This window comes from Sinorhizobium sp. KGO-5 (assembly GCF_036245905.1).
Lineage (GTDB): Bacteria > Pseudomonadota > Alphaproteobacteria > Rhizobiales > Rhizobiaceae > Sinorhizobium > Sinorhizobium meliloti_A.
The window spans coordinates 1,489,872-1,514,867 of the sequence record NZ_BDIZ01000001.1 but is presented as its reverse complement, the minus strand read 5'-3'; the positions used below and the strand labels follow the sequence as shown (position 1 = coordinate 1,514,867).

Genomic DNA, 24,996 nt, shown 5'->3' with positions numbered 1-24,996 from the left:
TCATTGGAATCGATGACCTTCATGGTTCAGGTCGACCCGACCTGAGATCATTGTGATCTCGTCTGCCGGATGAAGAGCAAATACCCAGAGATCGACGGGGCTCAGCCGCGCTCCTTGAGGAGCCTGTTCTTCTGCCGGTTCCAATCGCGTTCCTTGGAGGTCTCTCGCTTGTCGTGCAGCTTCTTGCCCTTGCCGAGCGCCAGTTCCAGCTTCGCCCTGCCTCGCTCATTGAAGTATATCCGGAGTGGTATCAGCGACATTCCCTCGCGGTTGACCGCACCCTGCAGACGGTTCACTTCCCTCTTCGACAGGAGCAATTTGCGGCGGCGGCGCGTCTCGTGATTGAAGCGGTTGGCCTGCAGATATTCGGGCAGGTAGGAGTTGATGAGCCAGATCTCGCCGCCTTCGTCGGTAGCGTATGATTCCGCGATATTGGCCTTTCCCTCGCGCAACGACTTGACCTCCGTGCCGGTCAGGACCAGACCGGCCTCGTAGGTGTCGACGATCTCGTAGTTGAAGCGGGCCTTGCGATTTTCCGCGACAACCTTCTTGACCGTGCGTTCGCTGCCTTTCGGTGCCATCAGTTCATCAGCCCTGCATGCTTGAGCGCCGCGTCGATAGCCGACGCCGTGGCCGGCTCAAGCGCCGACAGCAATGGCGAGCGGACAGTAAAGCTCATCCGCCCGAGACGGTTCAACGCATATTTGGCGCCGCAGACGCCCGGCTCAAGGAAGATGGCCTTGTGCAGCGGCATCAATTTGTCCTGAAACTCCAAGGCCTTGGCATAGTTGCCGGCAAGGGTTGCCTCCTGGAATTCGGCGCACAGGCGCGGAGCGACATTGGCGGTGACGGAGATGCAGCCGACGCCGCCATGCGCATTGAAGCCGAGGGCGGTCGCATCCTCTCCCGAAAGCTGCACGAAAGCCTTGCCGCAGCCCATGCGCTGCTCGGAGACCCTCTCGATCTTTCCGGTCGCATCCTTCACGCCGATGATCGTGGGATGGGCCTTCGCCAGCGCCGCCATGGTCTCGACGCTCATGTCCACGACGGAACGGCCGGGAATGTTATAGATCACGATCGGCAGCTTCACGCTTTCGGCGATCGCCGCGTAGTGGGCGAAAAGGCCCTTCTGCGTCGGCTTGTTATAATAGGGCGTGACGACGAGGATCGCGTCCGCACCGGCCTTTTCCGCATGCTGCGCAAGCTCGATCGCTTCGATCGTGTTATTGGACCCGGCACCGGCGATGACCGGTACGCGCCGCGCCGACGCCTCTACGCACAGTTCCACGACCTTCTTATGCTCGTCGTGGGAAAGCGTCGGAGATTCACCCGTGGTGCCCACCGGCACGAGGCCGTGGCTGCCCTCTTTTATCTGCCACTCCACATGCGCGACGAAACTATCCGCATCAACCGAGCCGGCGGCGGTGAACGGCGTTACGAGTGCGGGAATGGAACCCTTGAACATGCACAACTCCTGACGACCGAGGGCGTAGAATACGCTCACGCTTTGGCCGCAATCGACGGTTAAAAAACTGCCGCACCATAATCATGTGACGTGTCTGCGGCAAGCGCTGAGAGGATGCATTTCGCTTTCGTTTCCGCGCAAACGCCGCCCGTGGGCGGGACCGCAATGGGCCGCCGGGTTTCGGGGATCACGCATGCGCCGGCCGGTCAGCAGTCCGACAGATATGGCTGGGTTTTCGCCGATCGATCGGCTGTAATGGAGCGGCAATGAAGTCGAGGGATGGGGGACCACGGGGCTCGTGATGCGGCGAACAATTTTCCTGCCGGTCGCCGCCATGATCGGTGCGGGGATGCTGGCTTTTTCGGCCGACGCAGCCGAGGGCCGGATTCCTGTACCGACGAGCAAGCCGGATGCTGCCGGCAAGATCGGCAGCATCGCAACCGGCGAACCCTCGTCTATCCTCGGCGCCAATCTGAAAAGCGGTCTCGATGCCCTCTCCGATCGGCAGCCGGAAAAGGCGATCGCCGTTCGCGACCGCATGCCGGCAGGAACGCTCGACCGCCACATCCTGGCCTGGGCGATCGCGGTGTCCGGACAGAGGGGCATCCCCTCCTATGATATTGCCGAGGCGCAGCGGGAACTCCAGGGCTGGCCGGGCCTGAAGTCGCTGCGCTCGCATTCGGAACGGGCGCTTTACCGCGAGAACGCTCCCGCCGCCGATGTGGTCGCCGCCTTCGGCACCACCCGGCCCGAGACGGCTGAAGGGGCGATCATCCTTGCACGCGCACTTGCAGCGCTGGGGCAGAGCTCGGCGGCCGCCACGCACCTGCGCGCATTCTGGCTGAGCGAAGCCCTGGACAAGGACACTGAAACGAAGATCCTTTCCGAGTTTTCCGATCTTTTGACGGCGGAAGATCACAGGCAGCGGATGGAAATGCTTCTCTACCGCGCCCGCATAGACCAGGCCGAGCGGTTCAGCGATCTCGGCAAGGCGCAATCGCTGTTCCGCGCCTGGGCCGCAGTGACCCGCGGCGGCAGCAACGCTGCCTCGCTCATCGAAGCGGTGGACGCTTCCTGGCGCAGCAGGCCTTCCTACCTCTTCATCCGCATCGAGCATTTACGCAAGCAGCAGAAATACGCCGAGGCGGCCCGGCTTCTCGACCAGATGCCGAAGGACGACGGCGCCCTCGTCAATCCCGGAGAATGGTGGGTCGAGCAACGTATCGTCAGCCGCGGCTTGCTCGACGCCGGCGACTTCCGCGGCGCCTATCGCATCGCCGCCAACCATGCGGCAAGGCGCGCCACGGACCGCGTCGACGCGGAATTCCACGCGGGCTGGTATGCGCTTCGCGGCCTCGAGGAACCCGAGACGGCGGCGCGTCACTTTCGCAGGATCCTCGAGGCATCGAGCCGGCCGATCTCCGCCTCGCGCGCCTGGTATTGGCTGGGGCGCGCCGCCGAAGCGGGCGGCCCCGGCGACGCGCGCGCGTATTTCACCAATGCGGCGCGCTACCCGGCCACCTTCTACGGGCAACTCGCCGCCGCACGCCTCGGCCAGGCGAAACTCGATATGAGCTATCCCTCGCCGACGGAGCAAGACCGCATCCGGCTGGAAGGGCGCGAAGCCGTTGCGGCGATCGGCCGCCTCGAAGCTGCCGGCCATGGCTGGCGCGCCGACAGTCTTTATCGGGCGCTTGCCGAGGAACTGACCAGCCCCGGCGAACTTGCGATCCTGGCGGAGCGGGCCGAGAAGGCGGGCAATCACCAACTCTCGCTGCAGATCGGCAAGATCGCCTTCGGGCGCGGCATCGAGGTGGCTGCCCTTGCCTTTCCGATCGGGGTCATTCCGCCGAGCGCCGATATCGACGGGGCAGGCAAGGCGCTCGCCTATGCCATCGCCCGGCAGGAAAGCGCTTTCAATCCGGCCGCTGTTTCGGTGGCGAATGCCCGGGGGCTCCTGCAACTCCTTCCCGGCACGGCCAAGGCCGTCGCCAGCCGCTATGGCCTCGCCTATTCGAAGGACCGCCTGACGAGCGACGCCGGCTATAATGCGACGCTTGGTGCCCATTACCTCGGCGAACAGATCGACAGCTTCGGCGGTTCCTACATCCTCACCTTCATCGCCTATAATGCCGGCCCGCGTCGTGTTCCTGAGTGGCTCGCCCGCTATGGCGATCCACGCGGAAAGCCCATCGACGAGGTCGTGGACTGGATCGAGCGCATCCCCTTCGAGGAGACGCGCAACTATGTCCAGCGGGTGATGGAGAACTACCAGGTTTATAAATCGCGGCTGGGACAGGATACGGACATCGTTGCGGATTTGAGGTTGGGACGCCGTTTGCCTTGAGCCGGAGCTGCGGGGGGGCAAACCGGACGGTCGCGCCCGACTGCCGGTCCCCTCGGTAGCTCTGCCGAGAGAGGATCACATCATCGTGATCCTTCGGCGGCGTCCGGCACAAAATACGATTTCGGCCATTTTCCCTTTGAAGGGATTACTTTCTCCTGAGAGGAAATGGTGAGGCCAATGAAGACCTTAGCAATTGTTGCCCTGTCGCTGGCCACGGCCATCAGCAGCGTTCCGCCCGCAGAGGCATTTCCGATCGTTCCGGCACCGAAGACGCAGGCTGCCGACGTGCAGTTGGCGCAGTTTCCGTACGAGCGCGGGGAAGCGCGCAAGGGCCGCTGCCGCGACCGGGACTGCCGGCGGATGGGCAACTGGCGCGGTTATCGCGGAAACCGCCATTACAGCAATCGCTACCATCATCGCCGCTACTACCGCGACGACGATGATGATCTCGGAGCTTTCTTTGGCGGCCTGGCCGCCGGCGCGATCGTCGGTGGCGTGTTGAGCCAGCCGAGATATGCGGCGCCGAGGTATTACGGCGGCGGCAATGCACATGTGGAATGGTGCTACTCGCGCTATCGCTCGTATAGAGCCTGGGACAATACATTCCAGCCCTACAACGGTCCACGGCGCCAGTGCTATTCACCCTATAGCTGACGCCACTGCGCGCAGACAAACCAAGGCCTGTTGAGTTTCGGGGCCCTCCGCTGCGGCTTGTTTGACCGCTTCATTGCTGTGCCTGTTACAGGGATGAAAGGTAGAGAGAGTGCGGCCCCTCGGCGCTTCATAAACCGTGAAGATGGCGAGGCGGCGCGGAAGCTCGCGGGTCACGCCCGTGTACAGCGTCCCGCGTCACTTCGATGCGAGAATGCAGACGTAACCTTCATTGCGTGACAGGTTGACCATTCTCTCGCATATTCGCAAGCGAAGTTGTAGGAGCCGCACATCCCTTTCCCTCATTCCTGTGCTTGTCACAGGAATCCAGCCAGACCAAGTCCTTGGGCTGGAAAGGCTCCTCCGCGCCGCAGACGCGGCGCTGCTGGATCTCTGTGAAGCACAGAGATGAGGGCGGAGAGGGTGCGGTTCCTTGGCGCGCTTCATAAACCGTGAAGATAGCGAGGCGGCGCGGAGGGTCGCGGGCCCACGCCCGTATACAGCGTCCCGCTTCGCTTCGACGCGAGAATGTAGACGTAACCTTTCATTGCGTCACAGGTTGACCATTCCCTTGCACATCCACAAGCGAAAGTTGTGATTCCCCGGTCCCTCATCCCTGTGCTTGTCACAGGAATCCAGCCAGGCCAAGTCCTTGGGCTGAAAGAACTCTTCCCGCGCCGCAGACGCGACGCGCCTCCCCTCACCTTTCTCCCAAATTGAAGGAAAAACGGCGGCGGTGCTGTCCTCGCCTGACCGCCCACTCATAGGATTTATTTCCCACGACTGACTGGAGGTCAGAAATGAACATCAAGAGCCTTCTTCTCGGCTCCGCTGCTGCTCTCGCAGCAGTCTCCGGCGCCCAGGCTGCCGACGCGATCGTCGCTGCCGAGCCGGAGCCCATGGAATATGTCCGCGTCTGCGACGCTTTCGGCACGGGCTACTTCTACATCCCCGGCACGGAAACCTGCCTCAAGATCGGCGGCTTCGTCCGTGTTCAGGGTGAATTCGGCCGTGACGAAGCTAACGACCGCTGGAAGAACCCGAAGCAGTCCACGTCGGATTGGGACATGTTCTCCCGCGCCTACCTCTCGTTCGACGCGAAGAGCGACACCGAATACGGCACGCTCACCGGCTTCTTCGCCGCTGAATTCAACGCCGACAACGATTCCGACGAAGGCGACAGCCTGATCGACGTCGACGAAGCCTACATCCAGCTCGGCGGCTTGAAGGCCGGCTTCTTCTACAGCTGGTGGGATAAGGGCCTGAACGGCGAAACCGACTCGATCGGTGAAAACACCGAGTTCAACTCACTCGCCTATCTGTATGACGGCGGCACCTTCCAGGCTGGCATCGCAGTCGATGAACTCGAGGCAACGACCACCAAGGCCAACGGCATCGGTGTTGAAGGTATCGTTTCGGCTTCGCTCGGCGGTGTAAGCTTCGATCTGCTCGGCGGCTTCGACACCGAGGCTGAAGAGGGCGCGGTTCGCGCACTGCTGTCTGCAGACGCCGGTCCGGGCACCTTCCAGCTTGCGGGCGTATGGGCATCCGACCCGAATGCCTATTGGGAAGATTCCGAGTGGGCCGTTGCTGCGTCGTACCGCTTCAACGCTTCCGAAAAACTCGCAATCACCCCCGGCGCACAATACTGGGACGCTCTGAACAACGGTGCCGGTGGCTTCGACTCGAGCGAAGAACAGTGGCGCGTCGGTGTCACTGCCGACTACAAGATCACCGATGGTCTCGCCTCGCGCTTTGCCATCAACTACACGGATGCAAGCAACAAGCCCGACGCTGTCAGCGGCTTCCTCCGCCTGCAGCGGGACTTCTAATCTGACCTAGTCAGGTTCAAAAAAAGCCCGCAACCCAACATTGAGTTGCGGGCTGTTGCTGTTCTGCAACGAATGTGCGCCGCCAAGGCGTTGAGATTGTTTGACTATAAGCACTGACTTGATGGTCAGTGGTTTCTTGGCTCGTTCACGGAGAATGGGGAGGAAACGGCAAACGTGACGTCGGACGCTGAAAAACGAGCGAGTGACCTTGGATTCCCTGGAATGGGGTCCGGATACGAGGTCAATTATAGCTTCGGCCGGCAAGGTCCCATGGGGGTGGTGAAGGAAGCCACGCTCGCCGAATTGCTTCAGCGCTATGCCGACATCCTGTGGGACGAAGGCAAGCACAAATACAATGTGAAGGCCTTCGTCGGAGAGCTGGACGAGATTCTGCTCGGCAAGCGTTTCTCCGTCTTCTCGCAGGAGATGCTCGACGGCCTCATCGGTGCGCTGCGAAAGCGCGGCAACAGCAACGCGACCATCAACCGGAAGATGGCGGCGCTGCGAAAGCTGCTGCGGAAAGCGTACAAGATGGGGGATGTACACAATCTACCGGAGTTCAAGCGCCAGAAGGAGAAGGCGGGGCGCCTGCGCTTTCTGGAGGCAGACGAGGAGGAACTGCTCTTCCGGGAGATCGCGAGCCGGTCTGAACTATACCTTTATCTCTCGATATTCCTGGTGGATACGGGTGCGCGCCTGGGCGAGGCCATCGCTCTCAAATGGAACGACATCCATGAGGGCCGGGCGACATTCTGGGTCACCAAATCGGGCCGCAGCCGTACGGTCCCGCTCACCTTGAGGGCAAAGGACGCCCTGAAGAAATGTGCCGACAGAGCCCCGGGGCCCTTTTCGAGAATTGATCAGCAGAAGTATCGCGCCGTCTGGAACGCTGCAAAGGTGGATGCGCGCCTCGGTGACGAAGAAGACGTCGTTCCGCACATCCTGCGGCATACCTGCGCCTCACGCCTGGTCAGAGGCGGGATCGACCTTAGACGGGTTCAGATGTGGCTTGGCCACCAGACGCTCGAGATGACGATGCGCTACGCCCATCTCGCCTCCCACGACCTCGATATGTGCGTGCCCGTCCTGGAACGGCACCTCAAGTAACTCGCGGAACGCGCCGCAGTAGCGCGGCACTCACAAGGCTATTCCCTAAAAGAGAAAGCCCGGCTGTGAGCCGGGCTTTCCTTCCACTGACCGAGGTCAGGTCAGATTAGAAGTCACGCTGCAGGCGGAGGAAGCCGCTGACGTAGTCCTCGTCGTTGTCCGCATCGGTGTAGTTGATCGTGAAGCGGGTAGCGAGACCTTCCGTGATGTCGTAGTCGGTCGTGATACCAACGCGCCACTGATCGTCGTTGCCGAAGCTGGTGTTCGAGTCTTGCAGGCTACCCCAGTACTGAGCAGCCGGAGTGATGTGGAACTTGTCGGTAGCGTTGAAGCGGTAAGACGCAGCAACGGTCCATTCGGAGTCTTCCCAGTAAGCGTTCGGGTTGGACGCCCAGATGCCGGCGATCTGGAAGGTGCCCGGACCGAGGTCTGCGGAGAGCAAGCCGCGGACAGCGCCTTCTTCCCATTCGGTGTCGTAGCTGCCGAGCAAGTCGAAAGCAACGCCGCCGAGCGTAGCGGAGACGATACCGGTGATACCAACGCCGTTCGGCTTGGTGCTCGCACCTTCGAGTTCGTCGACCGAGATACCGGCCTGGAAGGTGCCGCCATCATAGATGTAGGCGAGCGAGTTGAACTCAGTGAAGTTGCCGAGCGAGTCGGTTTCGCCGTTCAGACCCTTATCCCACCAGCTGTAGAAGAAGCCGGCCTTGAAGCCGCCGAGCTGGATGTAGGCTTCGTCGACGTCGATCAGGCTGTCGCCTTCGTCGGTGTCGTTGTCGGCGTTGAATTCAGCGGCGAAGAAGCCGGTGAGCGTGCCGTATTCGGTGTCGCTCTTCGCGTCGAACGCGATGTAAGCGCGGGAGAACATGTCCCAGTCCGACGTACCTGCATCGCCCCAACCCTGACGATCGTTAACTTCGTCGCGGCCGAATTCGCCCTGAACGCGGATGAAGCCGCTGATCTTGAGGCAGGTTTCCGTGCCGGGAATGTAGAAGTAGCCCGTGCCGAAAGCGTCGCAGACGCGAACGTATTCCATGGGCTCCGGCTCGGCAGCGACGATCGCGTCGGCAGCCTGGGCGCCGGAGACTGCTGCGAGAGCAGCAGCGGAGCCGAGAAGAAGGCTCTTGATGTTCATTTCTGACCTCCAGTCAAAAGTTTAAAACGGGTCTGGGTTTTTTGCTGAAGGACAGCGTTCCCTGCCCCATCCCCAATGTTCAAGAAGTCGGACGATCAACCGCCCTTGCTTCCGGAGTTGAAAATACAAAACCGGGTGGGGCGCGCAACGACCAACTTACCAGATCGACTCCTTTGCCCTGCCCTTCCCTGATCCCTGTTGCTGAAACGACACAAAATCGCCCCAGACGGCCCGAGGAAATTAACAGAGCGTTAAGAAAATCCTTTAGCGACGAGGGGTTAGCGCACGATGTCGGGCTGTGATCTGTGTCGGAAAGGGGCAAAAAATGGCCGGAAAGGGGGTCGAAACCGGGCGAAGCCCCTGCCCAAGTCCTATCTTTTCGAGAGCCATCGACGCGTCGATCCCGGGCCCGCGCATCGAAGTCGGGCCGCTTCCCGGCCGATTCTCGGAAGAATCAGCGCACAGGGATTCGCGAATCGAGAAGCACTCACGAGCGCAGTCGGAATGGCTGCGCCGGCTCCACTCTTTACCCGGTGTTTAAAAATGAGCTGATTGGCCATGACGGTGAGTGCGGTTACGCGCTGCATGTCGCATCCCCGACGCCGGGGCCATCGTCGATCGCTTTCGACAACGGAGATTTGCCCCGAAGGGAAACTGGCCGCGACCGATGGTGATGATCACCAGGTTCGCTCTATAGCCCTATAATCCGCCCTCTCCCCGGCAGGCCGGCCGGGTACGACCTCGACGACCTGCTTGATGAACTGCTCGCCCTGATACCGGATCGCCCGACGACAGGGTCGAAGTCGAACTTGAAAACGGTACCAGAAAATGGTACTGGACATTCCAGAAAAAGCGTCACAGAGCCACGCTGGAACTGATCTTCGCCCGCCCGGTCAACGGCTCGATCCGCTGGGCCGACATAGAGGCGCTGTTTGTAGCCCTCGGGGCGGAGGTCAGCGAGCGGCAAGGTTCGCGGACAGGCGTGTTCCTGTTCGGCGAGGTGCGCGTCTTTCATCGCCCGCATCCTTCACCGGATACGGATAAAGGTGCGGTTGCCAGCATCCGTAAATGGCTGGACGAACACGGAGTAAAGCCATGAACAATGTCGTTGAAATCAATGGCGAGAAGGCGGTCATCGCTTTCGATCCCGAGATTCAGATGCTGCGCGGCGAGTTTGTCGCCCTGAATGGCGGGGCCGACTTCTATGCCGAGAGCGTCCACGATCTGATTGAGGAAGGCCGCAAGTCGCTGGCCGTCTATCTCGAAATGTGCCGGGAAAAGGGTATTGAGCCTCGCCGGAAGTTCTCTGGCAAGTTCAATGTCCGCCTCACCCCTGACGAACATGCCGCAGCAGTCATTGCTGCCGCAGCCGCGGGCAAGAGCCTGAATGAATGGATCGTCGGGACCATCAGGGAGGCCGCTGGATAACGGCAATGCTGCGCGTAGGAGCGCGCATCGGGCCGAACTAAACGGTTGGCCTGTTTGAAGGAGACAGAACACGCTTCGAGGTTGGCGAAGGCGAGGCTCGCATCATGGGACCGAAGTCCCGGCTGCTACATACGCTTACGGCGGGAAGTGACGTAGACTTAGTGCCCACTCAAGGACTGAATGGCGGAGAAGAAGGGATTCGAACCCTCGATACCGTTTCCGGTATACTCCCTTAGCAGGGGAGCGCCTTCGACCACTCGGCCACCTCTCCGTTAGCGCCTGACTAGTGTCACCGCGTTTCCAATGCAAGATTTTTTTGTCGAATTTCGGGAAATCATCCCATTTTCATCCGCTTCGGCGCGGTCACCACCCGATCGGGATATGGTGAAATCGTGTTGCCTGGGAGTAAGAGTTGGGAGAAGTCCCTTCGAGGCGGCTGTTCTTCTGCCGATTCTTCATCGCATCGATTCCGCTTCGCCTTCTTATGCGATAAGTTCCGCCGGCATTTCCGAACGGAGTACGTTTTACCAACATGTCCGCATTCTCACGCTTCACGCCACTCGTCCAATCCCTGCCGGCCACCGTCCCCTTCGTTGGCCCTGAGGCGCTCGAGCGTCAGCACGGCCGCGAGGTCGCGGCGCGCATCGGCGCCAATGAGAGCGGGTTCGGCCCGGCACCATCCGTGTTGCTGGCCATTCGTCAGGCGGCCGATGAGACCTGGAAATATTCCGATCCCGAGAATCACGATCTGAAGCAGGCGCTCGCCGGCCATCTTCGTGTCCCAGCCGCCAATATCGCGATCGGAGAGGGAGTCGACGGCCTGCTCGGGCAGATCGTGCGCCTCGTCGTGGAACCGGGCATGCCGGTCGTGACCTCACTCGGAGGCTATCCGACCTTCAACTATCATGTCGCAGGACATGGCGGACGGCTGGTCACGGTCCCCTATGCCGGCGATCGGGAGGATATCGATGGATTGCTCGCCGCCGCGAAGCGCGAGAATGCGGCGCTCGTCTATCTCGCCAATCCCGATAATCCGATGGGCAGCTGGTGGCCCGCCGAACGCGTGATCGCCTTTGCGGACGCTCTGCCGGAAACGACACTCCTCGTGCTGGACGAAGCCTATTGTGAAACGGCGCCGCGGGAGGCAATTCCTTCGATCGAGAGCCTGATCGACAGGCCGAACGTCATACGCACGCGCACCTTTTCGAAGGCCTATGGACTGGCCGGGGCCCGCGTCGGTTACGCACTGTCGACGCCCGGGACGGCTCAGGCCTTCGACAAGATCCGCAATCATTTCGGAATGAGCCGAATCAGCGTGTCGGCAGCGATTGCCGCACTGGCCGACAAGGAATACTTGAAGGAAGTCACGCGCAAGATCGCGAATTCACGGGAGAGGATCGGCCGGATCGCTGCCGACAACGGCCTCGTCCCTCTTCCCTCAGCCACGAATTTCGTGGCTGTCGACTGTGGAAAGGATGCGGCCTATGCGCGGGCGATCGTCGATCGGCTGATGAGCGATCATGGCATTTTCATCCGCATGCCCGGGGTCGCGCCGCTCAACCGCTGTATCCGCATCAGCACTGCGCCCGAAACCGAACTCGATCTTCTTGCGGCCGCGCTTCCGGAGGTGATCAGGAGTTTGGCTGCCACCTGAACCGGCGGCAACCGCCACGCATCAGTGCATCGTCATCCATTCGCGTGCTGCGCGCAGCGCGGCGGCGAGATCCGCCTTGCTCATCGTGGCCGCGAGGTCGGCTCGCAGGTCGGCCGCACGGTCCGAGCCCCTGATCGCGGCGATGTTCAGCCACTTGTGCGCGGCTACCAGATCCACGGGCCTGCCGCGGCCCGTCGCATAGGCGAGGCCCATCTCGCACAGAACGTCGGCGCGGTTGCCGCCGCCGATGGCGTCATCCGAAACGATCTCAATGTTAAAGAGTGCCATTTTTCTTGTCCCTGTCTTTTCTTCGTTTGAGCGAAGCGGCCCGCCCGTAGGGGCGAGCCCGGCTTCAGCTGGTATTCCTGGTCCCTGTTTCATCGAGCCTCTTGGCGGGCTTTCCGGGAAATCGCGCCGTCTTCTGCAGCGTCGCTTTCCGGTTGGTCGGCGGCTTGTTTCGCCGCTCGTCTTATGGATGTGAATATGCCTGACGGCCTTCAATGGCCGCTTAAAATCCATGCTTAATTTGACGCAAACAAAGTGCAAATGCTTGGTAAACTTGGGTTTTCGTTAAGCATCGCAGGCCCTGCAAAGGCACGCATTCGCCTCGAATTTTACGAAAATTTCACGTTCGGATTTCAACCGAACGCTAACCATGAGAACAACTGCTCTTTCAAGGACGGTGCCGCCGCGCGCGCAAGAAGCCCCTTGGAAGGCATGGTAACGCCCGGATATTTACCTTTACGTACGCGTAATATACTGTCTGTGCCGGAGTGATCTTCATCCGCCCGATAGCCCGTGCGGAAGCAAGAGTTCGCGCTCCACAGGGAACAAGCACGCGGCAGGACCGAAGAGCCTGCCGACTTCGGAGGAAATTGCATGATTCGCACATTGCTCGTCGCAGCAGCGCTTGGCTTTACCGCAGCCGCCCCGGTCCACGCTGCCGAACCGATCCTCGGCAAGTGGAAGACGGCGAGCGGCTCCACCGCGGAAATCGCGGCTTGCGGCACAGCCTTCTGCGTCACGCTGAAGACGGGCAAGCACGCGGGCAAGCGCGTCGGTTCGCTGTCCGGAACCGGCGGCAGCTATAGCGGCGTGGTCACCGATCCCGAAAGCGACAAGACCTATAGCGGCACGGGATCGGTGGACGGCAATCTGCTGAAGATGCGGGGCTGCGTGCTGAAGGTGCTTTGCAAATCGCAAACCTGGACGCGTCTTTAAGCCTCCGCAGCAAGAACACGGGCGGCGCTGCACCAGATACGCCTATGGAGGGGCATTGTTCGCCCCTCCCGCGCCCCCGCATTAGCGGGCGCGCTGGCCGAATAGGACCTTCTGCGCCTCTTCGTCCTCGGCGAGGCTTTTCTGGCGGGCCCGCTCTTCCTTGCCCACTTCGATGGCCTTCTTCACCGCGGGGCGCGCAAGTACGGCGTTGAACCAGCGCTTCAGGTTAGGGAATTCGTTGAGGTCCTGGCCCTGGTTCTCGTGCGGAATCACCCAACCGATCGCGGCCATGTCTGCGATCGAGTAGTCGCCGGCGAGGAACGGCCGGTCGGCGAGCCTCTTGTTCATCACGCCGTAGAGGCGGTTCACTTCATTGGTATAGCGGTCGATGCCGTAGGCGATTCTTTCCGGGGCATATTGGCGGAAATGATGTGCCTGCCCCGCCATCGGGCCGAGGCCGCCCACCTGCCAGAAGAGCCACTCCTCTACCTCGACGCGGGCGCGCTCGTCGGACGGATAGAACTTGCCGTATTTGCGACCGAGATATTGCAGAATCGCTCCTGATTCGAATACGCAGATGGGCTCGCCGCCCGGACCGTCCGGATCGACGATCGCCGGCATCCGGTTGTTCGGCGAGATCTTCAGGAAGTCCGGCTGGAACTGATCGCCCCGGCCGATATTTATGTACTTGACGACGTAGGGAACGCCGAGCTCCTCCAGCATTATGGTGATCTTCCAGCCGTTCGGCGTGGGCCAGTAATAAAGCTCGATCGGAGCGGTCATCGCGTCTCTCCTGATTTGTCGGAAGGACAGACTTAGGAACACGACGGCTCAACGGCAAGGCCGCAGTCCGACGCGCATTCGTTTAAGTGCATGATCGTTCTCCCTAAACCGCTGCACATCTCCGGCGCTGCTTAGATGAACGCCAGATGAACGGACGTCTCAGCCAGAGTTCAGTTTGGTTGTGCGAAAAGACAATCAATCGATTTGAACGTGTCTCGCTTCAACGGACGGAACCATGGACATTCTCGCTCGCCGCCTCACCATTATCAGCCTGCTCATGGTCGTCTTCGCGATGACGCTTGCCGCCGCAGTCGGCGCCGACACGGAACGCCGCCGCCAGAACACCTATATCGGTTCGCTCACGGATTGCACCGCTCACACGGCGCAATACTGCCAAGCCAAACTCTGAAGGAAGCTGTGGAATGGCCGCGCTCGTCTCCTCTGCCATTCTCTCGCTCAGGCTCCTGATACTCGCGGGCCTGCTGATCGCTCCCATCGGAGCGGTCGCTTACAGCAAAGCCGCCGGCTACGGCATCGGCAAGAACGGTGCCGGCTTCGTTCTTTTCGTCACCCTCCAGCGCCAGGCGATGAGCTGATTTCGAGACGCCGCCTTCGGTCCTTGCATATCGGTTGAAAGTGCGCTCCTCTCCTGATCGGGAGGACCTGTAAGCCATGCCCGCATACGCGATCTACTTTGCCGCAGCTCTTGCCGAAATCGCCGGATGCTTTGCCTTCTGGTCCTGGCTGAGACTTGGCAAATCCACCCTGTGGCTCATTCCCGGCATGGCTTCGCTTGCGCTTTTCGCCTGGCTGCTGACGATGGTGGACGCGGCAGCGGCGGGCCGCACCTATGCCGCCTATGGCGGCGTCTACATCGTCGCGTCGCTCTCTTGGCTCTGGCTTGCCGAAGGCGTCCGGCCGGATCACTGGGACATGACGGGCGCCGCCGTGGCGCTCGCCGGCAGCGCGATCATTCTCGTAGGGCCTCGCTGACGTACAACGTGCGGCGCTGTAGAACAAAAAACAGCACTCTTGTCGTTTGCTTGTCGAAAGGGGCTGCATATAATGCGACATGAACAAGCGAATCTCTTCACACTCCGTCCTCTCCGTCGCCACCCCTGAACCCTTCGAGCCGCAGCTCTTCGACGATGCGACCCAGGCCGTCGATTGTCTGGAAGCGCTCTACGAACGCAACACCCGCTTCCTCTGCGAAGCCTTCGAAGGTCTCGGGAAAAGCGGCAGGCCCCTCACTCGTTTCCGCGCCTGCTATCCGCAGGTCAGCATCGAGACGAGCAGCTTCGGACATGTCGATTCGAGGCTTTCCTTCGGCTATGTCAGCGCGCCCGGCGTCTACACGACGACCATCACCCGGCCCAAACTGTTCCGGCACTATTTGAAAGAACAGCTCGGCCATCTCATGCGCAACCACGGCGTCGCCGTCACGGTGTCGGAATCCTCGACACCGATCCCCCTCCATTTCGCCTTTGGCGAAGGGGCGCATGTCGAAGCGTCTGCGGCCGACGGCATCGACATTCCGCTGCGCGACCTTTTCGACGCGCCGGATCTTACGACCACCGACGACGAGATCGCCAACGGCTCCTACGAGCCGGGTCCGGGAGAGCCGTCGCCGCTCGCGCCCTTCACGGCGCAGCGCATCGACTATTCGCTCGCGCGCCTCAGCCACTATACCGCGACCAGCGCCAGGCACTTCCAGAACTTCGTGCTTTTCACGAACTATCAATTCTATGTCGACGAGTTCTGCGCCTGGGCGCGCCAGCAGATGGCGGAGGGCGGCAACGGTTACACCGCCTTCATCGAACCCGGCAACATCACCACCCCCGCGGGTGCCGACCGGCCGGATGCCGATTATTCGCTCGCCCGCCTGCCGCAGATGCCCGCCTATCATCTGAAGAAGAAGGGGCACGGCGGCATCACTCTCGTCAATATCGGCGTCGGCCCATCCAATGCCAAGACGATCACCGACCATATCGCCGTGTTGAGGCCGCATGTCTGGCTGATGCTCGGCCATTGCGCGGGCCTGCGCAACAGCCAGCGGCTCGGTGATTACGTGCTGGCGCATGCCTACATGCGCGAGGATCACGTGCTCGATGACGATCTGCCGGTCTGGATTCCCTTACCGGCACTGGCCGAGGTGCAGGTTGCCCTGCAGGACGCCGTCGCCGAAGTGACGGGCTACAAGGGCTACGACCTCAAACAGATCATGCGCACGGGCACGGTCGCGACGATCGACAACCGCAACTGGGAACTGCGCGACCAGCGCGGACCGGTCAAACGACTCTCGCAGGCCCGGGCCATCGCGCTCGACATGGAATCGGCTACCATCGCCGCCAACGGGTTCCGCTTCCGCGTCCCCTACGGGACGCTGCTCTGCGTGTCCGACAAGCCGTTGCACGGCGAACTGAAGCTGCCCGGCATGGCGAGCGCCTTTTACCGAACCCAGGTGAGCCAGCACCTGAAAATCGGTATCCTGGCCCTGCAGAAGCTGGCGGCGATGCCTTCCGAGAAGCTCCATTCACGCAAGCTCAGAAGCTTCTACGAGACTTCGTTCCAGTAGAGCCCGCATCCTGTCGCTCAGAAGCGTTTCACGCTTTCGGCCGCAGGAGGAGCGACAGCAGCGTGCCGACCACCGCCGACACGATTACCATGAGGTGGGCATTGACACTGGCGCGGCCGAGCGTCTCGAGCGTCGCGTGATCCGCCGACGCTCCGAAGGAAACCGCACCGGCGACGATCGCCGCTGCGTAGGTTCCCACACCCGCCGGCGCGTGCACCGGCAGGACGGAAGACAATTCGCCGCCGAGCGCCCCGCCGAAGGAGGCGGCGAGCGGAGCGACCCCCATGATCGCGAGCACCCAGGCGAGAACGACGACCTTTACCGCCCAGTTCAGCATCGTCATCGCCCAGGCCCGCAGGAAAGCGGGAATGCCGATTGGCAGGCCCGCCTCCACCTCGTCCAGATGCGGACCGACCTTCGCCGGCGCGAAACGGCGCACCGTGGTGAGAGCTTTCTCCTTCATGAGAAAGAAGGCAAGAGGCGACAGAAAAGCGATAAGCCAGAGAACCCAGCCGATCGCCCCTGGGCCCCGCCCCACCACCAGACCCACCGCAGCGACGGTCAGCAGGGCGTGCAGGTCCAGAAGCCGCATGACGAAGAGCGCCGCGGTACCACGCACCAGCGGCACACCGAATTCGCTGCGCATGAGCAAGGGAAAGCTCGTTTCGCCCGCTCTGAACGGCAGCATGATGTTGAGCAGATTGTGAACCTGGGTCACACGGAAGAGAGACAGAAACCGGCCCCTGGTTTCGCCCGGGAAGTAGTCGTGGATCCGATAGCAACGGATGAGATAGGTGGCGACGAGAAGCGCTAGCGCCGAGAGCACCGGCACGACGCCGATTTCGGCCCATTGCCGCAGCAATACCGGCCAGCCCCAGACCCACTCCACGAAGACGGCATAAGCCGCGATTGCCGCAGCGGAAATCAGTGCCAGACGGTTGCGCGCGAGCCACGACCGCCGGCTGCGCTCCCAGTTCGTATTCATCGAGACCGTTTTCCTGTATCAGCAATGCGATTCGACATTGGTTATAACCTCAGAAGTATGCAAGAAAACCTGCCAGCCCACCGGAGACTGCCCTCTTGAATCGCATCGAAGAACCCGTGAAGCCGATGACCGAAGTCCTGGAGGGTGTCGAGCTCTCCATAGTCGTGCCGGTGTTCAACGAGGAGGAGAGCGTCGGACCGCTCGTCACGCGCATCCGGGCGGCAATGGCCGGGTTCCTGAAGTCATGGGAACTCATCCTCGTCGACGACGGCAGCACGGACCGAACCCTGCCGAACGCGCGCAAGGAGCTTTCACACCCCGACCTGCAACTGAAGATCATCGAACTCCAGAAGAATTTCGGCCAGACGGCCGCAATGCAGGCGGGGATCGACGCGGCGTCCGGCCGGCTGATCGCCACGCTCGACGGCGACCTTCAGAACGATCCGGCGGACATTCCCAACATGGTCGCGGCGATAGAAGAGCGCGGGCTCGACCTCCTTGTCGGCTGGCGGCAAAACCGACGCGATGCACTGATTCTGAGGAAGATCCCGTCCTGGTGCGCCAACGTTCTGATCGGCAAGATCACGGGCGTGAGATTGCACGACTATGGCTGCAGCCTGAAGATCTACCGCGGTTCCATCATCAAGCAGGTGAAGCTGATGGGGGAAATGCACCGCTTCATTCCGGCCTGGGTGGCGGGTGTCGTGCCGAGCAGTCGGATCGGCGAGATGCCGGTGACCCATCACGCGCGGCATTACGGCAGCTCGAAGTACGGGATCTCGCGCACGTTCCGCGTTATTCTCGATCTGCTCGCGGTCTTGTTCTTCATGCGCTACAAGGCGCGGCCCGGGCACTTTTTCGGCTCCATCGGCCTGGCTGCCGGCGGTCTCAGTGTGCTGATCCTTCTCTATCTAGCGATAGACAAGTTCATCTTCGGCAACGACATCGGCACCCGTCCGATGCTGATCGTCGGCGTGATGCTGTTCCTCTCTTCGGTCCAGCTGATCACCACCGGCATTCTCTCGGAGATGATGGCGCGCGCCTATTTCCGCGACGATGAAATGACGAGTTACATCGTGCGCCAGACTTTCGAGCGGGAGCAGCCGCGTGCTTGAAGCGGTCAATCGACGCCCTGGAGCGGTCGTCCTGGCGGTTGCCGGCTATTTCCTGCTGTGCATCATCCTGCGGGTCTCCGTCTCGAGCTCGCTGGAAATCGACGAGGCGGAACAGGCATTTCTGTCTCAGTTCCTCGCCCTCGGATACGGACCGCAGCCGCCCTTCTACAATTGGCTGCAATATGGACTGGCAGAGGTGATCGGGACCTCGCTGGCGACGATGACCATCCTCAAGAACGGGCTCCTATTTCTCTGCTGTCTGTTCTACGGCCTTGCGGCACGGCTGGTACTGACCGACCGCCGTCTGCCCCCGATCGCAATGCTCGGCGTTCTTACGCTGCCCCCGATCTTCCTACTCGCACAGCGCGATCTTTCCCACACGGTCGCAGCACTCTTCGCCGTCTCGCTGTTTCTCTACAGCTTCCTGAAGACGCTGAAGCGGCCCAGCCTTTTCTCCTATATTCTCACCGGCGTTGCGGTGGGTATCGGCCTGATGGCGAAGTACAACTTCGTCCTCGTGCCGGTCGCGGCGATCGTCGCCGTTTTGCCGGAACGGGAGCTGCGGGCGCGGATACTCGACTGGCGCATTCTGCCGGCGATTGCGGTAGCAACGCTCATCGTTCTGCCCCACGCCTACTGGATGCTGCAGAATTTCGGTTTCGCCTCGGGTGGGACCTTGAACGAGATGAGAGAGCGCGAGGCGGAGGGATTTCTGCTTCAGGCCTTTTACGGCGTCTACTCGCTCGGCTCCGCCGTCATCGGCGGCAGCCTGGTGCCGCTGCTCGTATTCGGCCTGGTCTTCCGCGGCAAGTTCCGCGCGATCTGGCAGGCGGAAAGCCAGTGGAGCAGGATCATCGGGCGGATGCTCGCCCTTTGTCTGATCGCGGTCCTGCTGGTCGTACTCGGCGTGGCCGCCACGCATGTGCGCGAAAAATGGCTGGTCCTCTTCCTCGTTCTCATTCCGCTTTATCTCTGCCTGAAGTTCGAGGCGGCGAATATCGACCTTACAGACAGCCTCAGGCGCTTCTTTCTGCTGGTCTTAGTCATCGTGCTGGGCGCACTCGTGCTCGTGTCGGCGCGAGCGGTCGTGCGGCCGTGGTTTGGTGACTATTCGAGGCTGAACATACCCTACGCCGCATTGGCCGAAGCGGTGGCACAGGCAGAAGGCCAGCCGGCGCTTATCCTCGCCAATGACAAGCAGATCGCGGGAAATCTCCGAATGCAGTTCAGCGGAGCACAGGTCACGATGCCAAGCCCCTCGAATGCGCTTCCGGTCGATATGTCGAAAAGGCCCCTTCTCGCGGTCTGGCATGACGACGCACAGCCGGAAGCACCCGTTCCCGACCTGTTGCGGAACGCTCTCTCCGCACTTGGCATTCCGGACGCGGCCGCGGCACCGCGCCACCTCGCGCTGCCCTATCTCTACGGGACCGGCGAGGACCGCTACAGCTTCAGCTATATCTGGGTCGCGGAATAGACGCGCGGGAAGCCGCTACACGGGGTTCCCGAAATTGCTCTCCTGCGAGCCGACCAGCAGCTTCAATTCACCGGGGTGAACGCGCAATGCGACCTTGCCGCTTCTGATCGGGATAAGCTCGCCGTCGATGACGCAGTTGATCTTCCGATCCACCTTCGGAAAGTGCAGGTCGACCGTCAGAGCGCTCATCTCGGTGATCAGCGTGCTGCTCCTGAATTTTCCGCGCAGGATGTCGAAGGAGAGCTTCGCCACGCCCGCAGGGCTTAGCGGCGGCGCCGTGTAGAAGCCAAGGTGGCCGCTCGTCAGGTCTTCCGCATACATCAGCGTGTCGTGGCCGAAATGGTTGTTTGAAACGGAAATCGCCGAAACATGCCGGCGCTCGCGGTGCCCGTCCGCGTCGAATTCGATCTCGAAATCCGGCGGGTTGAAGATTACGCCGATGGCGGCGCGTACGCTGGCGCTGATCTTTCCGACTCGCGACGCGAAACGATAGGACTGACGATAACGCACCATGCGGGCGTGGAGCCCCATCGAGAACTGATGCACGAATGCGCGGCCGTCAGCGCTGCCTATATCGGCATCGATGATTCGGCCATTGGCCAGCACCTCCGGGACCTTCCAGATATCGAGCGGCAGCTTCAGGGAGCGCGCGACGAGATTCATCGTCCCGGCGGGGACGATGCCCAGCGGCATGCCGGTTTTCCAGGCCACGCCTGCTGCCGCAGAAATCGTGCCGTCGCCGCCGCCGGCGACGATCGCGTCGAGATCGTCCCGTCCGCAAGCGGTCTCCAACGCGTCCCGCATCTCATCCGCTGCGACCACGGCGATCTCGATCTCGTGGCCGGCCGCCCGAAAGTCCTCCTCGACCTTCCTGCTGTAGGCATCCATGTCCGTCGTGCGGAAAGTTCCCCCATCTCGATTGAAGATGGCTTTGACTTTCAAGGGCTGCTGCCTCCGTCATGCGAGTGCGTTCAGCTTCTCAGATAAGAGCGGCAGCGGGGGTTTCCAGAGCTATGCGGACGAAAAGTGCGGGCGGCCTTATCGCCGGTCGCTTCGGCGTACGGAAGTTTCAACGAAGCGATCACGCGCGCTTGAGTTCAGGCCCCGAGCGGGATTCGAGCGGCTTCAGTGTCATGCGATCGCCGTCGCAGAGGACATTCTCGTCGCCCCAGGCTTTCAGGGCCATGATCACCGGCTTCAGGCTTTCTCCCCTCGGCGTCAAGGCGTAGTCGACACGCGGCGGAACGACCGGAAAGACCGTACGCGACAGAAGCGCCGCCTCCTCCAGCTCACGCAACTGCCTGGTCAGCATACGCGGCGTCACGCTCGGCAGCCTCCTGCGCAGTTCGTTGAAGCGCAGGACGCCTTCGCTCATCAGGTGATAGAGAATGACGCCCTTCCATTTGCCGTCGATGAAACTCAAGGTCGACTCGACCGGGCAGCCCGGAAATGTGTTCGTCAGCTTCGCGCGCGGCCGGGACATACGGTATCCTTTTCGACACTATAGGCCAAATTTGTGCATTCTTGTGTGCATTGAGCATAGGGGCCATGTAGCTCCTGTTCAATTTAAAAAGGAGCATTCCATGCGTGCCGTCGCCTACAAGACACCGCAACCCATCGCCAACGAGACCGCGCTGATGGACGTGGACCTGCCTGTGCCGACGCCGGGGGAGCGCGATCTCCTGGTGGAAGTCAAGGCGGTTTCCGTCAATCCGGTCGACACCAAGGTGCGCGCCGGCGTTCAGCCGGAGCCGGAGCAGCTGAAGGTTCTCGGATGGGATGCCGCCGGCGTCGTCAAGGCGGTCGGCCCGAAGGTTACGCTCTTCAAACCCGGCGACGAAGTGTTCTACGCAGGCGCCATCAGCCGGCCCGGGACGAATGCGGAGTTTCACCTCGTCGACGAGCGGATCGTCGGGCGGAAACCGCATTCGCTCGATTTCGCGGCCGCCAGCGCCTTGCCGCTTACGGCGATCACCGCCTGGGAGTCGATTTTCGATCGGCTCAGGGTCAATGATCCCGTACCGGGAGCAGCGAACGCGGTGCTGATCATCGGGGGCGCCGGCGGCGTCGGCTCGATCGCCATTCAGTTGCTGCGCGCTCTGACCAATGTCACCGTCATCGCCACCGCTTCACGCGCCGAAACCCGCGAGTGGGCCTTCAAGCTCGGTGCCCATCATGTGCTCGACCACAGCCGCCCGCTTGCGGCCGAGGTAGAGCAGCTCGCCCTCGGCGCGCCGGCCTTCGTGTTTTCAACGACCAACACCGACAAGCATGTCGACGAGATCGTCAAGCTGATCGCGCCGCAGGGGCGCTTTGCGCTGATCGACGACCTGGCGGTCCTCGATGTCATGCCGTTCAAGCGCAAATCCGTCTCGATCCACTGGGAAATGATGTTTGCGCGTCCGCTGTTCGGGACCCCGGACATGATCGAGCAGCACAACCTCTTGAACAGGGTCGCGGAACTGGTGGATGGCGGCAAGATCCGCACGACCTTAACGGAGACGCTCGGCCCCATCGACGCGGCAACGCTCAGGAAGGCGCATCAGATGATTGAAACCGGCCGCACGCGCGGCAAGCTGGTGCTCGCCGGATTCTGATCCGGTGGCGATGTGGGCCGTCTGCAAGGCCCCTCCCCAACCCCTCCCCACAAGTGCCACAAGTGGGAGGGATTGGGGAGGGGAAGTTCTTTGGTGCCTCTATCCGTGAATGATTTCGCGGTGGCGCTGGAGCCGGCGCCCGTAGGCCTGGCTCACCCGGTCGAAGATGATGGCGATTCCGACGATGGCGAGGCCGTTGAAGATGCCGAGCGTGAAATACTGGTTGGCGATCGCCTTCAAGACCGGCTGACCCAGGCCCTGAACGCCGATCATCGAGGCGATGACGACCATCGCGAGCGCCATCATGATGGTCTGGTTGATCCCCGCCATGATCGTCGGCAGCGCCAGCGGCATCTGCACGTTCTTCAGCTTCTGCCAGTTCGACGAGCCGAAGGCGTCCGCCGCCTCCAGCACATCCTTGTCGACCAGCCGGATTCCGAGATTGGTGAGGCGGATCATCGGCGGGATCGCGTAGATGACGACGGCTATAAGCCCCGGAACCTTGCCGATGCCGAGAAGCATCACGACGGGAATGAGATAGACGAAGCTTGGCATCGTCTGCATCACGTCGAGCACCGGATTGACGATGTTCTGGAAACGATCGGAACGCGACATGATGATGCCCATCGGTATGCCGATCGCTATCGACAGGACCGTACAGACGAAGATCATCGAGATCGTCTTCATCGTGTCGTCCCACATGTCGAGATAGCCGATGAGGAGCAGGGTACCGACGGCGCCGGCAACGATCTTCCAGTTGCGGCTGGCAAACCAGGCGATCACGGCAATCAGGATGAGAATGATCGGCCAGGGCGTTCGTGTCATGAAACGTTCGGCGTGGATCAGGAAGAACTGGAGCGGATCGAAGAACGATTCGATCGCGTCGCCATAGGCGCGTGTGAAGCTACGGAACCCTTCGTCGATTATCTTCTTCAACTGCCGAAGCCGATCGTCGTCCATGTGCGGAAATTTGGTCAGCCATTCCATGTGTCGATTCCCCTTCGCACTCTTTTGGGCGGCTTATGGTTGTTATTGCTTTGCCGCCTGCCTCTTAACGCTAACGCGCGGTGTAAACGATGAAGCCGCGCAATCTTATTCTCAAACCGACATGCGGTGAACGAAATCTTGCGCCTTCCTTCGAAAACTACGCAGCAGAAAACAAAAAACGGCGCGCTTTTACGCGCGCCGTTCATTCGAGGCGAGTTGATCAGAGGGCAGCCTTGATCTTTTCGGCGACTTCGGACGAGACCCACTTGGTCCAGAGGTCCGGGTTTTCCTCGAGGAAGTGCTTCGCGCCTTCCTCGCCGCTCGCCTGATTGTCGGTCATCCAGGCCATGAGCTTGTTGACCGTGTCGTTCGTCCAGGCGCGGGTGTTGAGATACTCCATGGCCGGGCCGGCGCGGTCGGCGAATTCCTTGGTTACCAGTGTCTGGACCTTGTCCTTCGGCCAATCGTTCTTCTTCGGATCCGGGCAATCCGCAACCGTATTGCAGCGCTTCCATTCGGCCATGTCGTTGGGGACGCCATGCTCGAGCTTGACCATCTCGTACTTGCCGAGCAGCGCTGTCGGGGCCCAGTAGTAGCCGACCCAACCCTGCTTGCGCTCATAGGCCTTGGCAATCGAGCCGTCGAGGCCGGCCGCCGAGCCGGTATCGACCAGCGTGAAGCCCGCCGCCTCGGCGCCATAGGCCTTGTAAAGCTGCGTCGTCACGACCGTGCCGCCCCACCCTTGAGGACCGTTGAAAATCGCGCCCTTGTTCGGATCCTCGGGATCGGGGAAGAGTTCCTTATGCTTCAGGACGTCGTCGATCGTCTTGATGTCCGGGTTGGCATCGACGATGTACTTCGGAACCCACCAGCCCTGTACGGCGCCATCCGAAAGCGCGACTGCGGCGCCTACGAGCTTGCCTTCTTCGAGGCCGCGGTTCACCACGTCCGGCAGCAGGTCGACCCAGCCCTCCGGCGCGATATCCGGCTCGCCCTTCTCGATCATCGACGTGATGGTCGGCACCGTGTCGCCGACGACGAGCTCCGCACTGCAGCCGTAGCCTTCGGTCAGAATGAACTTGTCCACACTCGCCAGGACTTCGGCGCTCTGCCAGTTCATGTTGGCAATCGTCACATCGCCGCATTCCGCCGCCGATGCCGCGCTGCCGAGTCCCAAAAGACCGGCGGCCAGGCATGTCGTTGCAAGAAGTTTTTTCATTTCGGCTCCCTCTGTTTTGGCGGTGTCTCTATGGCGGACTGCCAGCCTCACCGCAGCTGCTGACAGTGAACGGAACAAGCACCCGCCCCGATCCGATGCCGGGGCGCGACAGCTCGCGGGTCAACCGATACCTGTTCGGACCGGTACCGCCCACATTGCTATCGTGTCTTTCCGGCGAACACTTTCCCATTTGCGTCAGCGGCTGACATTCCTGCCGTTTGTCAAACTACACAAATAATTGATGGGTTTAACCCCCTTTTTTAAATTCATTTGCCGGCGACCCCCATCATCCACGTCGGAAGCTGGACGACTTATAAGGATATGCGAAAAGGCCGGCGAACGATCGCCGGCCTTTCGGGAAGTGCAATTGCGTATTCGGACAGGGCGCGTTCGACCTGCCTCTCCGAACGTTCACATG

Annotated in this window: 25 protein-coding genes and 1 tRNA gene; 15 read left to right on the top strand and 11 right to left on the bottom strand. The window is 61.3% G+C overall.

Going from position 1 to position 24,996, the window contains the following annotated elements:
* Positions 1-101: 101 nt before the first annotated feature.
* Both smpB and dapA read right to left on the bottom strand, forming a co-directional pair.
* The gene (gene smpB / locus BHD07_RS07180) at positions 102-581 is read right to left on the bottom strand and encodes an SsrA-binding protein SmpB (RefSeq protein ID WP_003527297.1); all 480 of its coding nucleotides are present in this window, start codon (positions 579-581) and stop codon (positions 102-104) included.
* Positions 581-1,465 carry a 4-hydroxy-tetrahydrodipicolinate synthase gene (gene dapA / locus BHD07_RS07175; protein ID WP_100672051.1) on the bottom strand — a complete coding sequence of 295 codons (885 nt, stop codon included), beginning with the start codon at positions 1,463-1,465 and terminating at the stop codon, positions 581-583. Before dapA ends, smpB begins: the two co-directional genes overlap by 1 nt.
* 301 nt (positions 1,466-1,766) lie before the next feature.
* On the opposite strand from dapA, the gene BHD07_RS07170 reads away from it, so the two are divergent.
* The 4 genes from BHD07_RS07170 to BHD07_RS07155 all read left to right on the top strand — a co-directional run bounded on the left by BHD07_RS07170 (position 1,767) and on the right by BHD07_RS07155 (position 7,402).
* Positions 1,767-3,812, top strand: coding sequence for a lytic transglycosylase domain-containing protein (locus BHD07_RS07170; protein WP_338278668.1), 2,046 nt, complete (start codon positions 1,767-1,769; stop codon positions 3,810-3,812).
* Positions 3,813-3,977: 165 nt separating this feature from the next.
* Entirely contained in the window at positions 3,978-4,466 is a 489-nt protein-coding gene (locus BHD07_RS07165) for a BA14K family protein (RefSeq protein WP_198516715.1), read from the top strand.
* Positions 4,467-5,263: 797 nt separating this feature from the next.
* A complete protein-coding gene (locus BHD07_RS07160; RefSeq protein WP_100672048.1) occupies positions 5,264-6,295 on the top strand; it encodes a porin in 1,032 nt (343 codons plus the stop codon).
* Between the two features lie 174 nt (positions 6,296-6,469).
* A complete protein-coding gene (locus BHD07_RS07155; protein WP_026168567.1) occupies positions 6,470-7,402 on the top strand; it encodes a tyrosine-type recombinase/integrase in 933 nt (310 codons plus the stop codon).
* 106 nt (positions 7,403-7,508) lie between these two features.
* On the opposite strand, the gene BHD07_RS07150 is transcribed toward BHD07_RS07155, so the two are convergent.
* The gene (locus tag BHD07_RS07150) at positions 7,509-8,537 is read right to left on the bottom strand and encodes a porin (RefSeq protein ID WP_100672047.1); all 1,029 of its coding nucleotides are present in this window, start codon (positions 8,535-8,537) and stop codon (positions 7,509-7,511) included.
* An 868-nt stretch (positions 8,538-9,405) separates the two neighbouring features.
* On the opposite strand from BHD07_RS07150, the gene BHD07_RS07145 reads away from it, so the two are divergent.
* Together BHD07_RS07145 and BHD07_RS07140 are read left to right on the top strand one after the other, a co-directional pair.
* Positions 9,406-9,636, top strand: a complete 231-nt coding sequence (locus BHD07_RS07145; RefSeq protein WP_100672046.1) for a type II toxin-antitoxin system HicA family toxin — start codon at positions 9,406-9,408, stop codon at positions 9,634-9,636.
* Positions 9,633-9,965: a type II toxin-antitoxin system HicB family antitoxin gene (locus tag BHD07_RS07140; protein ID WP_234819225.1), complete on the top strand. Its 333-nt coding sequence runs from the start codon at positions 9,633-9,635 to the stop codon at positions 9,963-9,965. Before BHD07_RS07145 ends, BHD07_RS07140 begins: the two co-directional genes overlap by 4 nt.
* A 181-nt stretch (positions 9,966-10,146) precedes the next feature.
* Here the strand turns inward: BHD07_RS07140 and BHD07_RS07135 are convergent.
* A tRNA-Ser gene (locus tag BHD07_RS07135) sits at positions 10,147-10,236 on the bottom strand.
* Positions 10,237-10,497: 261 nt separating this feature from the next.
* Here BHD07_RS07135 and BHD07_RS07130 point away from each other — a divergent pair.
* Complete coding sequence (locus tag BHD07_RS07130; RefSeq protein ID WP_100672045.1) at positions 10,498-11,619, top strand: pyridoxal phosphate-dependent aminotransferase; 1,122 nt, start codon at positions 10,498-10,500, stop codon at positions 11,617-11,619.
* A gap of 21 nt (positions 11,620-11,640) precedes the next feature.
* Here the strand turns inward: BHD07_RS07130 and BHD07_RS07125 are convergent, their stop codons facing one another.
* Positions 11,641-11,907: a sel1 repeat family protein gene (locus tag BHD07_RS07125; RefSeq protein ID WP_100672044.1), complete on the bottom strand. Its 267-nt coding sequence runs from the start codon at positions 11,905-11,907 to the stop codon at positions 11,641-11,643.
* Positions 11,908-12,498: 591 nt separating this feature from the next.
* Between BHD07_RS07125 and BHD07_RS07120 the strand changes: the two genes are divergently transcribed.
* Positions 12,499-12,840: a DUF2147 domain-containing protein gene (locus BHD07_RS07120; RefSeq protein ID WP_100672043.1), complete on the top strand. Its 342-nt coding sequence runs from the start codon at positions 12,499-12,501 to the stop codon at positions 12,838-12,840.
* 81 nt (positions 12,841-12,921) lie between these two features.
* On the opposite strand, the gene BHD07_RS07115 is transcribed toward BHD07_RS07120, so the two are convergent.
* The gene (locus BHD07_RS07115; protein WP_338278655.1) at positions 12,922-13,623 is read right to left on the bottom strand and encodes a glutathione S-transferase family protein; all 702 of its coding nucleotides are present in this window, start codon (positions 13,621-13,623) and stop codon (positions 12,922-12,924) included.
* A 235-nt stretch (positions 13,624-13,858) separates the two neighbouring features.
* On the opposite strand from BHD07_RS07115, the gene BHD07_RS07110 reads away from it, so the two are divergent.
* The 4 genes from BHD07_RS07110 (at position 13,859) to BHD07_RS07095 (ending at position 16,198) form a co-directional block, all read left to right on the top strand.
* A complete protein-coding gene (locus BHD07_RS07110; protein ID WP_003527318.1) occupies positions 13,859-14,032 on the top strand; it encodes a hypothetical protein in 174 nt (57 codons plus the stop codon).
* Positions 14,033-14,045: 13 nt separating this feature from the next.
* Positions 14,046-14,219 carry a hypothetical protein gene (locus tag BHD07_RS07105; RefSeq protein WP_003527319.1) on the top strand — a complete coding sequence of 58 codons (174 nt, stop codon included), beginning with the start codon at positions 14,046-14,048 and terminating at the stop codon, positions 14,217-14,219.
* Between the two features lie 76 nt (positions 14,220-14,295).
* Positions 14,296-14,616 (top strand): YnfA family protein, encoded by a 321-nt coding sequence (locus BHD07_RS07100; protein ID WP_100672041.1) that lies wholly within the window; start codon positions 14,296-14,298, stop codon positions 14,614-14,616.
* 79 nt (positions 14,617-14,695) lie between these two features.
* Positions 14,696-16,198: an AMP nucleosidase gene (locus BHD07_RS07095; protein ID WP_100672040.1), complete on the top strand. Its 1,503-nt coding sequence runs from the start codon at positions 14,696-14,698 to the stop codon at positions 16,196-16,198.
* Positions 16,199-16,226: 28 nt separating this feature from the next.
* Here the strand turns inward: BHD07_RS07095 and BHD07_RS07090 are convergent, their stop codons facing one another.
* Positions 16,227-17,183, bottom strand: a complete 957-nt coding sequence (locus BHD07_RS07090) for a lysylphosphatidylglycerol synthase domain-containing protein (protein WP_338278650.1) — start codon at positions 17,181-17,183, stop codon at positions 16,227-16,229.
* A gap of 95 nt (positions 17,184-17,278) precedes the next feature.
* Between BHD07_RS07090 and BHD07_RS07085 the strand changes: the two genes are divergently transcribed.
* Both BHD07_RS07085 and BHD07_RS07080 read left to right on the top strand, forming a co-directional pair.
* A complete protein-coding gene (locus BHD07_RS07085; protein ID WP_100672038.1) occupies positions 17,279-18,298 on the top strand; it encodes a glycosyltransferase family 2 protein in 1,020 nt (339 codons plus the stop codon).
* Positions 18,291-19,775: an ArnT family glycosyltransferase gene (locus BHD07_RS07080; protein ID WP_338278648.1), complete on the top strand. Its 1,485-nt coding sequence runs from the start codon at positions 18,291-18,293 to the stop codon at positions 19,773-19,775. The genes BHD07_RS07085 and BHD07_RS07080 overlap by 8 nt, the downstream gene beginning before the upstream one ends.
* 15 nt (positions 19,776-19,790) lie before the next feature.
* Here the strand turns inward: BHD07_RS07080 and BHD07_RS07075 are convergent, their stop codons facing one another.
* On the bottom strand, positions 19,791-20,717 hold the full coding sequence (locus tag BHD07_RS07075) for a diacylglycerol/lipid kinase family protein (RefSeq protein WP_100672036.1): 927 nt from the start codon (positions 20,715-20,717) through the stop codon (positions 19,791-19,793).
* 139 nt (positions 20,718-20,856) lie between these two features.
* Positions 20,857-21,258: a winged helix-turn-helix transcriptional regulator gene (locus tag BHD07_RS07070; RefSeq protein ID WP_100672035.1), complete on the bottom strand. Its 402-nt coding sequence runs from the start codon at positions 21,256-21,258 to the stop codon at positions 20,857-20,859.
* Between the two features lie 100 nt (positions 21,259-21,358).
* Between BHD07_RS07070 and BHD07_RS07065 the strand changes: the two genes are divergently transcribed.
* Entirely contained in the window at positions 21,359-22,372 is a 1,014-nt protein-coding gene (locus BHD07_RS07065; RefSeq protein ID WP_338278645.1) for a zinc-binding alcohol dehydrogenase family protein, read from the top strand.
* 99 nt (positions 22,373-22,471) lie between these two features.
* Here BHD07_RS07065 and BHD07_RS07060 read toward each other — a convergent pair whose 3' ends face one another.
* Entirely contained in the window at positions 22,472-23,359 is an 888-nt protein-coding gene (locus BHD07_RS07060) for an ABC transporter permease (protein WP_018094574.1), read from the bottom strand.
* A 220-nt stretch (positions 23,360-23,579) separates the two neighbouring features.
* Positions 23,580-24,578 (bottom strand): ABC transporter substrate-binding protein, encoded by a 999-nt coding sequence (locus tag BHD07_RS07055; RefSeq protein ID WP_100672033.1) that lies wholly within the window; start codon positions 24,576-24,578, stop codon positions 23,580-23,582.
* Positions 24,579-24,996 lie beyond the last annotated feature (418 nt).

Coding starts and splice junctions, on each gene's coding strand:
- BHD07_RS07120 (WP_100672043.1), top strand. CDS start 12,499: ATGATTCGCACATTGCTCGTCGCAGCAGCGCTTGGCTTTACCGCAGCC.
- BHD07_RS07130 (WP_100672045.1), top strand. CDS start 10,498: ATGTCCGCATTCTCACGCTTCACGCCACTCGTCCAATCCCTGCCGGCC.
- BHD07_RS07160 (WP_100672048.1), top strand. CDS start 5,264: ATGAACATCAAGAGCCTTCTTCTCGGCTCCGCTGCTGCTCTCGCAGCA.
- BHD07_RS07115 (WP_338278655.1), bottom strand. CDS start 13,623: ATGACCGCTCCGATCGAGCTTTATTACTGGCCCACGCCGAACGGCTGG.
- BHD07_RS07150 (WP_100672047.1), bottom strand. CDS start 8,537: ATGAACATCAAGAGCCTTCTTCTCGGCTCCGCTGCTGCTCTCGCAGCA.
- BHD07_RS07100 (WP_100672041.1), top strand. CDS start 14,296: ATGCCCGCATACGCGATCTACTTTGCCGCAGCTCTTGCCGAAATCGCC.
- BHD07_RS07095 (WP_100672040.1), top strand. CDS start 14,696: ATGAACAAGCGAATCTCTTCACACTCCGTCCTCTCCGTCGCCACCCCT.
- BHD07_RS07070 (WP_100672035.1), bottom strand. CDS start 21,258: ATGTCCCGGCCGCGCGCGAAGCTGACGAACACATTTCCGGGCTGCCCG.
- BHD07_RS07090 (WP_338278650.1), bottom strand. CDS start 17,183: ATGAATACGAACTGGGAGCGCAGCCGGCGGTCGTGGCTCGCGCGCAAC.
- BHD07_RS07055 (WP_100672033.1), bottom strand. CDS start 24,578: ATGAAAAAACTTCTTGCAACGACATGCCTGGCCGCCGGTCTTTTGGGA.
- BHD07_RS07105 (WP_003527319.1), top strand. CDS start 14,046: ATGGCCGCGCTCGTCTCCTCTGCCATTCTCTCGCTCAGGCTCCTGATA.
- BHD07_RS07065 (WP_338278645.1), top strand. CDS start 21,359: ATGCGTGCCGTCGCCTACAAGACACCGCAACCCATCGCCAACGAGACC.
- smpB (WP_003527297.1), bottom strand. CDS start 581: ATGGCACCGAAAGGCAGCGAACGCACGGTCAAGAAGGTTGTCGCGGAA.
- BHD07_RS07165 (WP_198516715.1), top strand. CDS start 3,978: ATGGTGAGGCCAATGAAGACCTTAGCAATTGTTGCCCTGTCGCTGGCC.
- BHD07_RS07110 (WP_003527318.1), top strand. CDS start 13,859: ATGGACATTCTCGCTCGCCGCCTCACCATTATCAGCCTGCTCATGGTC.
- BHD07_RS07140 (WP_234819225.1), top strand. CDS start 9,633: ATGAACAATGTCGTTGAAATCAATGGCGAGAAGGCGGTCATCGCTTTC.
- BHD07_RS07170 (WP_338278668.1), top strand. CDS start 1,767: ATGCGGCGAACAATTTTCCTGCCGGTCGCCGCCATGATCGGTGCGGGG.
- dapA (WP_100672051.1), bottom strand. CDS start 1,465: ATGTTCAAGGGTTCCATTCCCGCACTCGTAACGCCGTTCACCGCCGCC.
- BHD07_RS07060 (WP_018094574.1), bottom strand. CDS start 23,359: ATGGAATGGCTGACCAAATTTCCGCACATGGACGACGATCGGCTTCGG.
- BHD07_RS07125 (WP_100672044.1), bottom strand. CDS start 11,907: ATGGCACTCTTTAACATTGAGATCGTTTCGGATGACGCCATCGGCGGC.